The sequence below is a fragment of the Actinomycetota bacterium genome (assembly GCA_004297305.1).
Taxonomy (GTDB): Bacteria; Actinomycetota; Actinomycetes; order S36-B12; family FW305-bin1; genus FW305-bin1.
Genome location: SCTR01000011.1, coordinates 78662 through 91797, shown reverse-complemented (window position 1 = coordinate 91797; position 13136 = coordinate 78662). Strand labels below are relative to the sequence as shown.

At 72.5% G+C, this 13136-nt stretch carries 12 protein-coding genes; 7 read left to right on the top strand and 5 right to left on the bottom strand.

All coding sequences use genetic code 11. The features are described from left to right. Positions 1-64 precede the first annotated feature (64 nt). Entirely contained in the window at positions 65-1087 is a 1023-nt protein-coding gene (locus EPO13_11865) for a TIGR03619 family F420-dependent LLM class oxidoreductase (GenBank protein ID TAK68240.1), read from the bottom strand. A 208-nt stretch (positions 1088-1295) separates the two neighbouring features. On the opposite strand from EPO13_11865, the gene EPO13_11860 reads away from it, so the two are divergent. Then, positions 1296-1748 (top strand): MaoC family dehydratase, encoded by a 453-nt coding sequence (locus EPO13_11860; protein ID TAK68239.1) that lies wholly within the window; start codon positions 1296-1298, stop codon positions 1746-1748. 49 nt (positions 1749-1797) lie between these two features. On the opposite strand, the gene EPO13_11855 is transcribed toward EPO13_11860, so the two are convergent. The 4 genes from EPO13_11855 to EPO13_11840 all read right to left on the bottom strand — a co-directional run bounded on the left by EPO13_11855 (position 1798) and on the right by EPO13_11840 (position 5886). Then, positions 1798-2829: a phosphotransferase family protein gene (locus tag EPO13_11855; GenBank protein TAK68238.1), complete on the bottom strand. Its 1032-nt coding sequence runs from the start codon at positions 2827-2829 to the stop codon at positions 1798-1800. A 61-nt stretch (positions 2830-2890) separates the two neighbouring features. After that, on the bottom strand, positions 2891-4327 hold the full coding sequence (locus EPO13_11850) for an acyl-CoA dehydrogenase (protein TAK68237.1): 1437 nt from the start codon (positions 4325-4327) through the stop codon (positions 2891-2893). Continuing rightward, positions 4212-5525: an RNA polymerase sigma factor gene (locus EPO13_11845; protein ID TAK68313.1), complete on the bottom strand. Its 1314-nt coding sequence runs from the start codon at positions 5523-5525 to the stop codon at positions 4212-4214. The genes EPO13_11850 and EPO13_11845 overlap by 116 nt, the downstream gene beginning before the upstream one ends. Before the next feature lie 13 nt (positions 5526-5538). Further along, positions 5539-5886 carry a hypothetical protein gene (locus EPO13_11840; GenBank protein TAK68236.1) on the bottom strand — a complete coding sequence of 116 codons (348 nt, stop codon included), beginning with the start codon at positions 5884-5886 and terminating at the stop codon, positions 5539-5541. Positions 5887-6125: 239 nt separating this feature from the next. Between EPO13_11840 and EPO13_11835 the strand changes: the two genes are divergently transcribed. The 6 genes from EPO13_11835 (at position 6126) to EPO13_11810 (ending at position 13107) form a co-directional block, all read left to right on the top strand. Further along, positions 6126-7682, top strand: a complete 1557-nt coding sequence (locus EPO13_11835; protein TAK68235.1) for a hypothetical protein — start codon at positions 6126-6128, stop codon at positions 7680-7682. Positions 7683-7694: 12 nt separating this feature from the next. Further along, positions 7695-8228: a DUF1697 domain-containing protein gene (locus EPO13_11830; GenBank protein ID TAK68234.1), complete on the top strand. Its 534-nt coding sequence runs from the start codon at positions 7695-7697 to the stop codon at positions 8226-8228. A gap of 98 nt (positions 8229-8326) precedes the next feature. Further along, the gene (locus EPO13_11825; GenBank protein TAK68233.1) at positions 8327-9124 is read left to right on the top strand and encodes an enoyl-CoA hydratase; all 798 of its coding nucleotides are present in this window, start codon (positions 8327-8329) and stop codon (positions 9122-9124) included. After that, the gene (locus EPO13_11820) at positions 9121-9582 is read left to right on the top strand and encodes a pyridoxamine 5'-phosphate oxidase family protein (protein ID TAK68232.1); all 462 of its coding nucleotides are present in this window, start codon (positions 9121-9123) and stop codon (positions 9580-9582) included. Before EPO13_11825 ends, EPO13_11820 begins: the two co-directional genes overlap by 4 nt. A gap of 115 nt (positions 9583-9697) precedes the next feature. Next, the gene (locus EPO13_11815; protein ID TAK68231.1) at positions 9698-11923 is read left to right on the top strand and encodes a DUF2157 domain-containing protein; all 2226 of its coding nucleotides are present in this window, start codon (positions 9698-9700) and stop codon (positions 11921-11923) included. A 41-nt stretch (positions 11924-11964) separates the two neighbouring features. After that, positions 11965-13107: a sensor histidine kinase gene (locus EPO13_11810; protein ID TAK68230.1), complete on the top strand. Its 1143-nt coding sequence runs from the start codon at positions 11965-11967 to the stop codon at positions 13105-13107. Positions 13108-13136 lie beyond the last annotated feature (29 nt).

Sequence of the window (13136 nt, the reverse complement as noted above, 5' to 3'; positions counted from 1 at the left end):
GCAGGCGGGGAGCCGGTTCGTCCGAACCGGCTCCCCGCGCCGGGATCGGAACGGGGACGTTCGCTCACAGCCGGGTATGTGCTGGTACGGCACGGATCGCCGGCACCAGATCCTGCCCCAGCCGGTCGATGACCTCGATCGTCTCGTCGGCACTCATGCCGGGCCATTGCGGCCGGACGATGAGCGGGTCGATGGGTAGTTGTTCGACCAGGGCGACCAGCCGCGGTACGACGGTGTCCGCCGTCCCGAGCACGGCGTGGGACTGGACGGACCGGATGAACTCCTCGCCGGAAGGCCGGCCGCCCAACGGATCCGCCCCCCGGGACGCGTAGTTGGCGTACGTCGCCTCGGCCACCCGCCGGTATTCGGCGTTCGCCTGCTCCTGGCTGTCGGCGATCACGACGTTGCGCCGGAACGGTTGCGGGCCGAACTGTTTGCCCCGCGCCTCGAGCCCGGCCCGCAAGACCTTCCAGCGGTCGATGGCCAGTTCCGGGGTCGTCTCCTGCGGGGCCACCCACGCATCCGCACAGCGGGCTGCCCGTTGGATCGCCGCGTCGCTCGTGCCGCCCACCCAGATCGGCACGTGCGGCTGCTGCACCGGGCGCAGGTGGGTACGCACGTGCTGCAGTCGCAGGTGGCGGCCGGTGAAGTCGACGACGTCGCGGGTCCACAGCAGCGGGAGGACTTCGAGGATGTCGTCGAACCGGGCGGCGCGTTCGGCGAACGGGACGCCCAGGCTCGCGAACTCGTCGGGCCGGTAGCCCAGGCCGGCACCGAAGATCAGCCGGCCGTCGGTGACGATGTCGAGCGTCGCCAACTCCTCGGCGAGCAACACCGGGGGATACAAGGGCGCGATGGCGATGTGTGTCAGCAGGCGGACACTCGGACCGACCTCGGCTGCCAACCGGGCCAGCAGCGGGATCGGCTGCAGCCACCGGCTGTCGCCTTCGACGAAATGCTGACCGACCGCGATATAGCTGAATCCGTTGCGGTCGGCGGCCCGCGCGATGCGGACGAGGTCCTGGAACTGCTGGGCCGCCGGAACTGTCAGTGGGACATCGCTGAGCAGGACTCCCATGGCAACCATGTGCTGGTCCCTTCGTCGTTGCCCACCCGGACAGCCCGCCGGGCGGCCAGCCAGACAGCAGACTCGCCGGACCGCCAGCCAGACAGCAGAACGGGTAGCCGGCACCCTAGTAGCCACCGGCGATGGGGCGAGTGACGCGGTCGAGTTCATCGTCCGCGCATCGGTACTCTGTGGCGTCCCGCAGGCGAACCCATCGGAGGACCGGCCCATGAAACACCTCACCACCGAGGCCGATATTCGCGCCGCAGCCGGGACGCACCTCGGCGTCAGCGACTGGCTGGACATCACGCAGGAGATGGTCGACACGTTCGCCGAGGTCACCGGTGACCGGCAGTGGATTCACGTCGATGTCGCTCGCGCCGCCCAGGGACCTTTCGGCGGCACGATCGCCCACGGCTTCCTGACCCTCTCGCTGCTGCCGGCGCTCACCGCTGGTGCGTTCGTGTACGACGGCACCCGGATGAATATCAACTACGGGCTCAACAAGGTCCGGTTCATCACCCCGGTCGTCGTCGGCTCGCGGGTCAGGTCCAGCACCGACCTGCTCGAGGTGACCGAGGTCGACGGCGGCCTGCAGGTCGTCATGCGCACCACGATCGAGATCGAGGGCGGTTCGCGCCCGGCAGCAGTCGCCGAACACGTGCAGCGCGCGTACTTCTGAGCCGCCGCGCGACACCGATGGTTCGCCGGCGTCGCGACACGGTGTCGCGCTAGCTCTCGCCGGCGGCCAGGACCGCCAGGCCACCGTGGACCAGCTCGGGAACGACGCCGGCCGCGGCGGCGAACTGCTCGCCCACCGTCAGGCCCTGGTCGTGGCGCGCGGCGATCGTCTGGGCGATCGCGGCGAGCTTGAAATGGCCGAAGGCGACGTACGGTGAGATCGGCCCCAGGGACCGGCCGCAGGCGTCCTCGTACATGCGCAGCAACGTCGCGGTGTCGGGGAACCCGGGGTTGGCGTCCATGGCGTGGCCACCGCCGGTGAGCGGCTCGGTGACCGGATCCCAGTACGTCGCGAAGACGCCCAGGTCGGCCAGCGGATCGCCCAGCGTGGCCATCTCCCAGTCGATCACCGCGGCCACCCGGCCGGGGTCGTCAGCGGCCAGGATGGTGTTGTCGAGCCGGTAGTCGCCGTGCACCAGACCGGTCGAGGCGGTGGGCGGCAACGACTCGAGCACCCCGGCCCCCAGCCGTTCCATCGGCAGCCCGGTCTCGACGCCACCGGAGGCACGCCACTGCTCCAGCCAGCGCTTCACCTGCCGCGCCATGAAACCGGCGGGCCGGCCGAGGTCGGCCAGGCCGATCGCGTCGAGGTCGACGGTGTGGATCGCGACGAGTTGCTCGACCAGGCTCACCGAGGCGCGCCTGGCCTGATCCGGGGTGAGTTCCCGGGCAGCCGCGGCGTTGCTGACCACGCTGCCGGCGACCCGCGCCATCACGAAGTACGGCCACCCCAACGGGTTGTCCGCCCCGGCCGCAGCGATCGGTTCCGGGACCCGGACCGCCGTGCCGTACAGCGCGGAAATGACCCGGTACTCCCGGCCCATGTCATGAGCGGACGGCAGGACGTGGCCCAGCGGCGGCCGCCGCAACACCAGGTCCCGCCCGCCGGCTGACATCAGGTAGGTGAGGTTCGACCGCCCGCCGGCGATCAGCGAGAAACTGATACTCGACGGATCGCAGCCCAGCACCGCGCCGAAATGGGCCTGCGCGGCAGGAAGGTCGATCCCCGGAACCGCCGTCACCGTCGTACGCCCGCAGTCGCCGGAGCCCCCGTCGCCGCAGTGCCGGAACGGATGGGGAAACTCATCCGGCTGACTCCTGCTGCCGGGTGGCGCGGCGTACCGCCCGGCGGGCCAGCGCCCACCGGTGGGTCTCGGAGGACCCGTCGTAGATGCGGAAGGCCCGGGCGTCCCGCAGGTACCGGGCGACCAGGATGTCCTCCGAGGCGCCCAGCGCACCGCACAACTGCAACGACCGGTCCACGACCCGGTTCACCGCCTCGGACACGAATACCTTCGCAATCGACGACAGCCGTGCCGATTCCGCGCTGTTGGAGTCCTGGTCGAGCTCCCAGGCGCACCGCATGACCATGGCGCGCGAGGTCTCCAGGTCGATCTCGTTGTCGGCCAGGTGCTGTTGCGCCATACCGAGATCCGCCAGTCGCGAACCGAACGCGCGACGGTTGGTCGCGTGCCGCATGGCCAGGTCGTGCGCGTGGCTGGCCGCACCGAGCCACCGCATGCAGTGGGTGAGCCGGGCAGGGGCCAGCCGGACCTGGGCGTACTCGAATCCCTTGTCCACCTCGCCGAGGATGCAGTCGTCCGGAACGAAGGCGCCGTCGAACCTCAGTTCGCTGTGTCCGGCGAAGATCCCCTGGTCCATCGTGTCGATGTCGCGGACGTAGGTCACGCCGGGCGTGTCCATGTCCAGCAGGAACATCGTGGCGCCGCCGGCATCGCCCGGGGAACCGGAGGTACGGGCCATGCAGATGCTGAACGCCGCGCCGCGCGCGCCACTGATGAACCACTTGTGCCCGGTGATGCTCCACCCGCCCGGGACCTTGGTCGCGGTGGTGGCCAGGGCCCGGGGGTCCGAACCCGCGCCCGGCGCGGGCTCGGTCATCGCGAAGCACGACCGGACCCGGCCCTCGGCCAGCGGGCGCAGGAAGCGCTCGCGCTGCATGTCGTCGGCCACGACCTCGAGCAGGTGCATGTTGCCCTCGTCCGGGGCCGCGCAGTTCATCGCCAGCGGTCCGAGCAGCGCGTAGCCGGCCTGCTCGAAGACGAGCGCCTGACCCCGGGCGTCCAGCCCGTGCCCGCCGTAGCTGGGCGACACCTGCGGGCTGAGCAGGCCCGCCTCACGGGCGGCGTCCTGCAGCTCCTGGCGGACCGGCCCGCCGGAATGGACGATTCCCCCGACCCGCTGTTCGACGGGCAACACCACCGTCCTGACGAACTCAGCGGTGCGGGCGGCCAGTTCAGCGACCGCAGGATCGGGAGTCAGGTCAACAGTCACACGGTGCTCCGGCAGCAGCAGTCCTGCCCACTGTCGACGACGCGACGGTGAGCTGTGGGGTGGGTGGGCATTGGCGATGCCTAACGGCCGGTCGTTGCCGCTGTCAAGTTCAGCGAGATTGATCCCACGGCGGTGACGACCGGCCGGCGTCGGCGGCCGGCGGGGCGGCGCTGGTCGCTGCCGACTCGTCTCGCCGGCGGCGCAGGAATCGCTGTTCCACGGCATTGTCCGTGCGGCGCAGGGCGTCGTCGTACGCCGACACCGCCTCGTCGTGACGGCCCAGCCGGGCGAGCGCATCGGCACGTGCGGCGTGCCACAGGTAGTAGCCGGTCAGGTCGAGGCGGTCCAGGCTCGCCAGCGCCGCGGCCGGACCGTCGAGTTCGGCGATCGCGACGGCCCGGTTCGTGGCGACCACGCCGCTGCCGGTCAGCGCCAGCAGGTGGTCGTACAGCAGCACGATCTGTGCCCAGTCGGTGTCGGCTGCGGTCGCCGCGTCGGCGTGGACCGCGGCGATCGCCGCCTGTAGCTGGTACGGCCCAGGCGTATTGCGCCGCAGGCAGGCCCGGACCAGCTCGTGGCCCTCGGCTATCGCGACGGCGTCCCAGTCGCGGCGGTCCTGCTCGGCGAGCCGGACCAGGCCGCCGTCGGCGGCGGCGCGGGCGCCGCGACGGGCATGGGTCAGCAGCAGCAGCGCCAGCAGGCCGGTGACCTCCGGTTCGTCCGGCATGAGGTCGTGCACGAGCCGCGCGAGCCGGATCGCCTCCTCGCACAGCGATTCGCGGACCAGCCGGTCACCGGCGCTGGCGACGTAGCCCTCGTTGAAGACCAGGTAGATCACCTGCAGTACCGGGGGCAGCCGGTCGGGAAGCTCCGCGTCGCCGGGCACGCGGTACGGGATCCGCGCGGCCTTGATCTTCGCCTTCGCCCGGACCAGCCGCTGCGCCATGGTCGGCTCCGGGACGAGGAACGCCCGGGCGATCTCGGCGGTCTGCAGTCCCGCCACCAGCCGCAGCGTCAAGGCGACCTGGGTCGCCCGCGCCAGCGACGGGTGGCAGCAGGTGAAGACCAGCCGCAGCCGGTCGTCGGCCACCCCGCTCACCTCCTGGTCGGCGCCGTCGGCGCTACCGGCTGCGTCGGGGTCGCGCATCAGCTCGGCTTGGGCGTGCTTGTCGTGGCGCAGCGAGTCACGGCGGAACCGGTCGATCGCGCGACGGCGCGCGGTGGTGAGGATCCAGCCGGCCGGGTTCGGCGGTACGCCGGTGCGCGGCCAGTGGTGCAGTGCCGCGACGTACGCCTCCTGGACGCACTCCTCGGCCACGCCGAGGTCACCGACCAGCCGGGTCAGCGTCGCCACCGCCCGGCCGGAGTCCCGGCGGAAGACGCGTTCGACCGTCGCGTCGACCGCCGGGACCTGCGGTTCGATGGGCAAGGCCGGCCTACATGTCCTGGAACGGCCGGACCTCGACCTTGCCCTGGCAGGCGAAACTGCCGTCGCGGGCCCACGCCAACGCCGCGTCGAGGTCGGCGGCCTCGATGATCCAGAAGCCGCCGAGTTGCTCCTTGGCCTCCGCGAACGGGCCGTCGGTCGTGATCAGATCACCGGCCGTGCCGTCCACGACCGTGGCGGTGTGGGCCGGGTGCAGACCGCCCCCGAAAACCCAGGCGCCGGCTTCCTTCACGCGCTGGTTGAACGAATCCACGTCGGCGTACATCTGGGCGATCTGCTCGGCGGTGGGCTCCACGTCGCCTTCGGCGGACCAGACGGACAGCAGGTACTGGGTCATCGTCGTACTCCTTGTGACCGGGCGGCCGGCGGTTCCGGCGCCTCATCCCTTGTACGAGCCGACCGTGCCCGGATCGACAGGTCGGGCGCGACATCTTTCGCCGACTTTGCCGGCTCGACGGGGCGCCGGGAACCGTCCGGCGGACTGCAGCGTCGATCCGACGGGTTCTGGCGGCTACCGGCGGCAATGGTCGCCGGTATCGTCCGAGGGCCCACCCATCGAATCGGGGAGACTGCTCCGTGCCCGAAGCGCCGCCGCCTGACTCCGACGCGACCGCGCAGCCTGCCGCGGACGGTGCCACGAGCCGGTACGCCGATCCGCCGGGCGGGGCCGACCAGGCGGCGCCGGTCGCCGCTGGTGGACCTGGCGGCCGGAGCCGGGTGCAGCGGGTGGGCAGAGCGGTCGTCGCGGTGTTCGCTCTGCTGGTGCTGGTGGGCAGCAGCGCCGGCTGGGCGGTGTCGCAACGGCTGGACAGCGAGATCAAGCGGGTGGCCATCACCGACCCGGACGCCTCGTCGGGCGACCCGGCCGACCAGCAACCCGCGGTGACCGCCGCGGGCATGGGATCGATCAACATCCTGCTCGTCGGCTCGGACAACCGTGACGGGCTGTCCAACGCCGAGGCGACCCGGTTGCACGTCGGGGTCGACGACTACGGCGAACACACCGACACCATCATGCTGATCCATATCGGCAAGGACGCCGGCCACGTCACCGTCGTCGGTTTCCCGCGCGACTCGCTGGTCGACATCCCGCAATGCCGTGACACCAAGGGCAATCGGACGGCGCCGGTCCGGACGCGGATCAACGTGGCGTTCTCCATCGGCGGTCCCAACTGCATCGTCAAGACCGTGGCCAAGGCAACGGGAGTCCACATCGACCACTACGTCGAGGTGAACTTCCAGGGCTTCCTCGACATGGTCGATGCCGTGAACGGCGTCGAGGTCTGTTTGACCAAGCCATTGCAGGACAAGGACTCGGGCCTCAACCTCAAGGCCGGGAAGCAGACCATCTCGGGGATTCAGGCGTTGGCGTACGTCCGGGCCAGGCACATCTACGCGACGTCGGACTTCGGCCGGATCAACGCCCAGCAGCGGTTCATTACCTCGATGCTGCAGAAGGCGACCAGCGGCGACATGCTCCGCAACCCGGTCGCGCTCAGTTCCTTCATCGACGCCGCGCTGCGCAGCCTCACCGTCGACGACGGGCTGGGCCGCGATCAGCTCGTCGACCTGGCCGGCCGGCTGTCGACGATCGACATGAAGAAGGTCGACTTCACGACGGTCGCGGTGGACACCGCCAGCTACGTCTACAACGGCCAGACGAGTCTGATCCTGTGGAACAAGGCGCGTTCACAGGCGCTGTTCGACGCGATCCGCAACGACACCGCGCTGGTCAACACCGACCCCTCCGCGCCGACCCAGGTCGCGGTGGATCCCGCGACGATCGCCGTACAGGTGTTCAACGGCACCACCGATCCCGCGGTCGGACCGGCGGTGCAGTCGGATTTCAAGGCCGCCGGTTTCGCCTCGGCCGGGACGGTCAAGACGGCCAAGAACACCGATCAGACGGTGTCGACCATTCGGTACGACCCGGCGTACAGCCAGTCCCTGAAGACGGTGCAGGCGGCGCTGCCGGACGCGGCACTGCAGCCGGTGACCGGCCTCGGCAAGACCTTCCAGGTCATCGTGGGATCGGCGTACACGAACCTGTCGCCGATCCAGTTCAAGGCGGCAGCTCCCACCGGGATCTCCAACCCCGCGGTCACCACGGCCGCCGACAGCGTCTGCGCCTGAGCCCGCCCGGCCATGCGGTACGCGGTCCTGCTGCGGGCGGTGAACGTCGGAGGGACCGGCAAGCTGCCGATGAGCGACCTGCGCGAGGTCCTCACGGGCCTCGGGTACGACGAGGTGTCGACGTACCTGCAGAGCGGCAACGCGTTGCTGAGCGCCGATGCCACGACACCGGCGGCGATCCGTGCCCGGGTCGAGCAGGCGCTGGCGGCCCGGTCGGCGCGGGTCGACGTCCTGGTTCGTACGCATGCGGACCTGGCGCGGATCGTCGAGGACAACCCCTACCCGGATGCGGCCGCGACGCCGACGCGACTGTGGGTCGGGTTCCTGGCGAGCACGCCGAGCGCGCAGGCCGTCGAGACCGTGCAGACGACGGATTGGGGCGAGGACCGCATCACGGTGACCGCCGACGGCGCCTACCTGACACTGCCGGGCGGCGGCGGGCGCAGCAAGCTCGCCGCGGTCGCCCTCGCGCGGCTCGGCGTGCTCGGCACGATGCGCAACTGGAACACGGTGCTGGCGCTGCGCGACCGTACGGCGACGCCATGACGGCCGCGTCGGGCGGCACTGCGCGGCCCGACGCCTGACCGGCCGGTTGCTAGGTTCTGCCGGGCGCACGTTTCGTTCCCGCGAGGACAGGAGGCGACATGCCTGTCACCACGCGACGTCAGGACGCGGTGCTGATCGTGGGATTGGACCGGGAAGCCAAACGGAACGCGATCGACGGCGAGATGGCGCTGGGCATCGACGCCGCGCTGGCCGAGCTGGAAGCCGATGCGGCACTGCGGGTCGGCGTCATCACCGGCACGCCGCGGGTGTTCTCCGCAGGCACCGACCTGACTGCTACGGCCAGTCCGGCAACCGAGGACGGCGGGGAGTACGGCGTGATCCGCCGGCCCCGCACCAAACCGTTGATCGCTGCGGTCGAGGGCCCCGCGCTCGGCGGCGGTTTCGAGATCGCGCTGGCCTGCGACCTGGTGGTGGCGTCGCAGACCGCGACGTTCGGGCTGCCCGAGGCCCGCCGCGGCGTCATCCCCACTTCCGGCGCGTTGTTTCGCGCGCTGCGCGCGTTGCCGCCCAACGTCGCCCGGTGGCTCATGCTCACTGGCGGCACTATCGACGCGACGCAGGCGTACGAGTTCGGCTTCGTCAATCAGGTGGTCGCTCCGGGCCGCGCGGTAGCCGCGGCGCTGGACGCGGCGGCGCTCGTCATGGCGTCCGCGCCGACGTCGGTCGCGCAGATCCTGGTGGCCCTGCGCGAGATCGCCGAGCCGGACGACGCGCGAGGGTGGGCCGCGACCGAGCGGGCGGCTGAGGTGATCCGGCAGTCCGAGGACTTCCGGGAAGGTGTCCGTGCCTTCTTCGAGCGCCGCGAGCCGACCTGGCCCGGCGGCGGCGCCATGCAGCGTCCAGCTGACCGAACTGCCTTGGAGGACAACAGATGACCGAGCCGGCCCAGCAGCGACGCGGTCGCCGTATCGCGATGACCGCGGACGAACTCGACGAGTTCCTGGACGCGTCGTGGGTATGCCGGCTCGCCAGCGTCGGGGGCGACGGCGCGCCCCACAATTCGCCGCTGTGGTACGTCTGGTTCGGCGGTGCCATCTGGCTGTCGTCGCTGTCGGCCAGCCAGCGCTGGGCCAATCTGCAGCGTGATCCGCGCGTCAGCATCCTGGTGGACGGCGGGGCGTCGTACTCGCAGTTGCACGGGGTCGAACTGCTGGGCCGGGTCGAGATCGTGGGCGAGGTGCCGCGGACCGGCGAGGACGTCCCGGAACTGGACCCGGTGGAGGAGCGCTACGCCCGCAAGTACAACGACGGTGTGATGAGCCACGACGGACGCCATGCGTGGCTGCGGATGGTCCCGGACAAGATCGTGAGCTGGGACTTCCGCAAGATGTGAGTCCCGGGCCGGCGGGGACTAGGTAGTCCTGCTCACCTGCGCTGGGTACCTCGCAGCGCCGAGTCGAGTCCGCGGACCGATTCGGGCCGTCGCCGGCGACGGCAGCGTCGGCGGCATGACGATCACCCCTGGTGTGTCCTCCTCGAACCCCCGCTGGTCCGCGCGTGGCCGGGTCCTGGTCAGCGCGACCGGGGCGCTGCTGCTGGCCGTGGGAGCGCTCGCGTTCGCCGCCGTCGCCTGGTCCGGTATCGGCCCGGCCGGGCGCTTCCTGCTGGTGTCCGTCGCGACGGTGTTGACCGCGGCGTTGGCCGCGCTGGCCCGCCGCCGTACCCGGTTGACTGCCGAGGCGCTGCTGGCCGCCACCGCCGGACTGGTGGTGGCCGACTGGCGGCTGCTGGGCCAGGTGCTGGCCGCGCCATACTCGACGATCGGCTGGGCCGCAACGGGTCTCGCACTCGTCGCCGTGTCTGCCGGGCTGGCGTCCCGGCCGCTGCGGTCGCCAGCGCTGCACTGCTGCGCTGCGGTCGGCGCCAGTTCGGCGGCTGTCCTCGTGGTGGCGGCGGTGACACCCGGTGGCCCGTGGCAGCCGGTGGTCGCGGCCACGCTTGCCGTGCTGGGTGCCGCCGGTACCGGGTGGGCGCGCCGGGTGCGGCCTGCCTGGGTGAGCCGTCGGGCCCACCGGGCGGCCACCGGGGTGCTCGCCGCCGGCGTCGCGCTGCTGATCGGCCAGGCGCTCGCCGTGGTCGGCTTCCAGACGGCGGCGGCTGCCCTGTCACCGACCTGGCAGCCGCCGTGGCTCGGGCTGACCTGCGGTGGACTGGCGGCGGCCGCGCCGCTGGTCGCCCGCGGCTGGCGAGACCCACGGCGGTCGTACGACGTGACACTCGGTCTCGTCGTCGGCGCAGCGGTCTCGATCGAGCTCCTGCTGCTCGCCGTCACGCTGAGCAGCCCGCCCGGGCCCGGCGGAACCGCGACGCTCGTCGGGCCGTTGCTCAGCGCGCTCGTCGCGGCGCTGCTGGTCGCGGCGCCCGCCGGCCGGCCGGTCGCGCGCTGGCGTGACGCGGCCGCCGGCGTGGTCGCCGCCATCGCGGCGCTGCAGTTCCTGGCGATCGTCGCCGTCGCGGCAGCCGACCTGACTGCGGTGGCCACGCTGCCGCGGGCGGCCGGGTGGCTCGTCGTGGTGGCGGCAGGCCCGGCCGTGGGAGCGGTGGTGACGGGTCGCCGTGGCTGGCGGCCGGCATCGATCGGGCTGGGTGGCGTGGCCGCGGCCACGGTGTTCGCCGCAGTGTTCGCCGTCGTGGCCGACTTCGTGGTGCGGCACCCGGTCGCACAGGGCCCGGGCCTGCTGGTGCTGGCGTTCACCGCCGGGCTGGGCGCCGGTTTCGGTCACCGGATCTGCGGGTCCGGCGACTCGGCGCCGGTGCGTTGCGCGCTGGGATGCGCTGCCGTGGTGCTGCTCGCGGCGGCGGCCGCCCGCGAGGCCGTCCTGCTGGGAGCCGGCCCTGGCGCGACGGGCCTGGCCGTCGTCGGATCGGCCGCGGCGGTCGTCGCGGGCGTGGGCTGGTGGCGGCGCGACGCCGCGCCGCTGGTGTTGCTCGCCGCCTGCCTGGTGGCCAGTGCCGGTGTGCTGCAGACGATGTCGGAGCCTGCGCCGGGCGCCTGGCCGGCGGCCGGCCTCGCCGTACTCTCCGGTGCGCTCGCCGTGGGAGCGGTCGCGCCGCGCGCGCGGGGGGCGGGCTGGGGTGCGCTCGCGACCGCCGTGCTCGCCAGCTGGGCCTGGCTGGGCGCTGCGAGGATCGACTGTGTCGAAGCGGCGACCTGGCCGCTGGCGGCCGTGATGCTCGCGGCCGGCGTACTCACGCTGCGCGACCAGCAGCGGCGCGGCCCGGTATCGACCGTTGCGGTGGCATCCGCTGCCACGTCGGTCGTTGCCCCGTCGTCCGCCGCCGCGTCGACCACCGCTGCGTCGACCACCGCGGCGATGCCGCCGCGAAGGCCGTCGTGGCCGGCGGTGGGGCCGGGTCTGGTGCTGGGATTCGCTCCGACGGCGGCCCTGGTCCTCGCCGGCGACGGACTGCCGTGGCGGCTGCCGCTGCTGGTCGTGCTCGGCACGCTCGCCCTACTGGCCGGGCACCGGTGGGGACTGCAGGCAGCGACCGTGGTCGGGATGGCCGCACTCGGGGTGGCCGTGGCACGGACGCTGACCGGCATCGTCAGCCAGACGCCGGTCTGGGTGGTGCTCGTCGGCTGCGGGATCGCCTTGCTGTGGACCGGCTTCACGTGGGAGCGGCGTTGGGAAGCCGCGTCGCGTGTGGCGGGCGGGCTGCGGCGGCAGCGATGACGGCCAGCCCGGCAGCCGTCGGCTCCGTATCCTCGATCGCCATGGCCGTCGAGGGGGACCTGTGGCGGGCGTTGACCGCGTTCCGGGTCCTCGCCGTCGGGTACGCCGTCGTCCTGTACGCCGTCCGCAACGAGTCCGCGGTACGGCCCGCGCTCGGCTGGATCGTGCTGGCGGCCATGGTCGGTTGGACCGTGGTGACCACGGTCTGGTACGCCCGGCCGTCCCGCCGCCGCGGCCCGGCGCTGCTGGTCGACCTGGCCGTCGGCTGGGCGGCGCTGGCCGGGATGGGACTGGCTGTCGGCGACCGGGGCCTCGCCGACCAGACGATCCCGGTGCTGTGGGCCGCGGCTGCGGTCGTCGCGTGCGGTCTGGGCCGCGGCCCGCTGGCGGGGCTGCTGGCCGGCCTGGCCACCGGCGCGGTGGTCGTCGCCGTGCGGGGCGGGCTGGACGACACCGCGGCCAACAACGTCGTGCTGCTGGTCCTGGCCGGGTCGCTCATCGGCTGGATCGCCCAGTTGTCACAGCGGGCAGCCGCGGCACTGGCGGCCGCGTCGGCGGCCCGCGCCCAGGAGGAGGAACGTGATCGGCTCGGCCGGGCCGTGCACGACGGCGTCCTGCAGGTCCTCGATCTGGTGCACCTGCGCGCACCTGGCCTCGGACCGGAGGGCGCCGAACTCGCCCGGCTGGCCGCCGAACAGGAGGCCGCGCTGCGTGCCCTCATCGCCACCGGGCGAACCGCTGGCCGCGACCTGCCGGGGACGGGGGTGGGCAACGCCGTCGACGTCGCCGCCGCGCTGGCGGCGCTGGGGTCGGTCCGGGTGTCGGTCGCGGTCCCCGCTGATGCCGTGCCGGTGTCGGCATGGGTCGCCGGGGAACTGGTCGCGGCGGTACGGGCGGCCCTGGACAACGTCGTACGGCATGCCGGAACCGACGCCCGAGCCTGGGTCCTGCTGGAGGACGAGGACGGCGACCTGCTGCTGAGCGTGCGCGACGACGGCCCCGGCGTCAGTCCGCAGCGGCTCCGGCAGGCCCACGACGAAGGCCGGCTCGGCGTCAGCGGTTCGATCGTGGGCCGGGTCGTGGACCTCGGGGGCGCCGTCGTGGTGGGGTCGGGTCACGGCACCGGCACCGAGGTCGAGATCCGGCTACCGCGGACGATGCGAGATCAGGGAGGGGCGGGGTGAGCGGCAGCGGCGAGGCGGTCCGGGTCGTC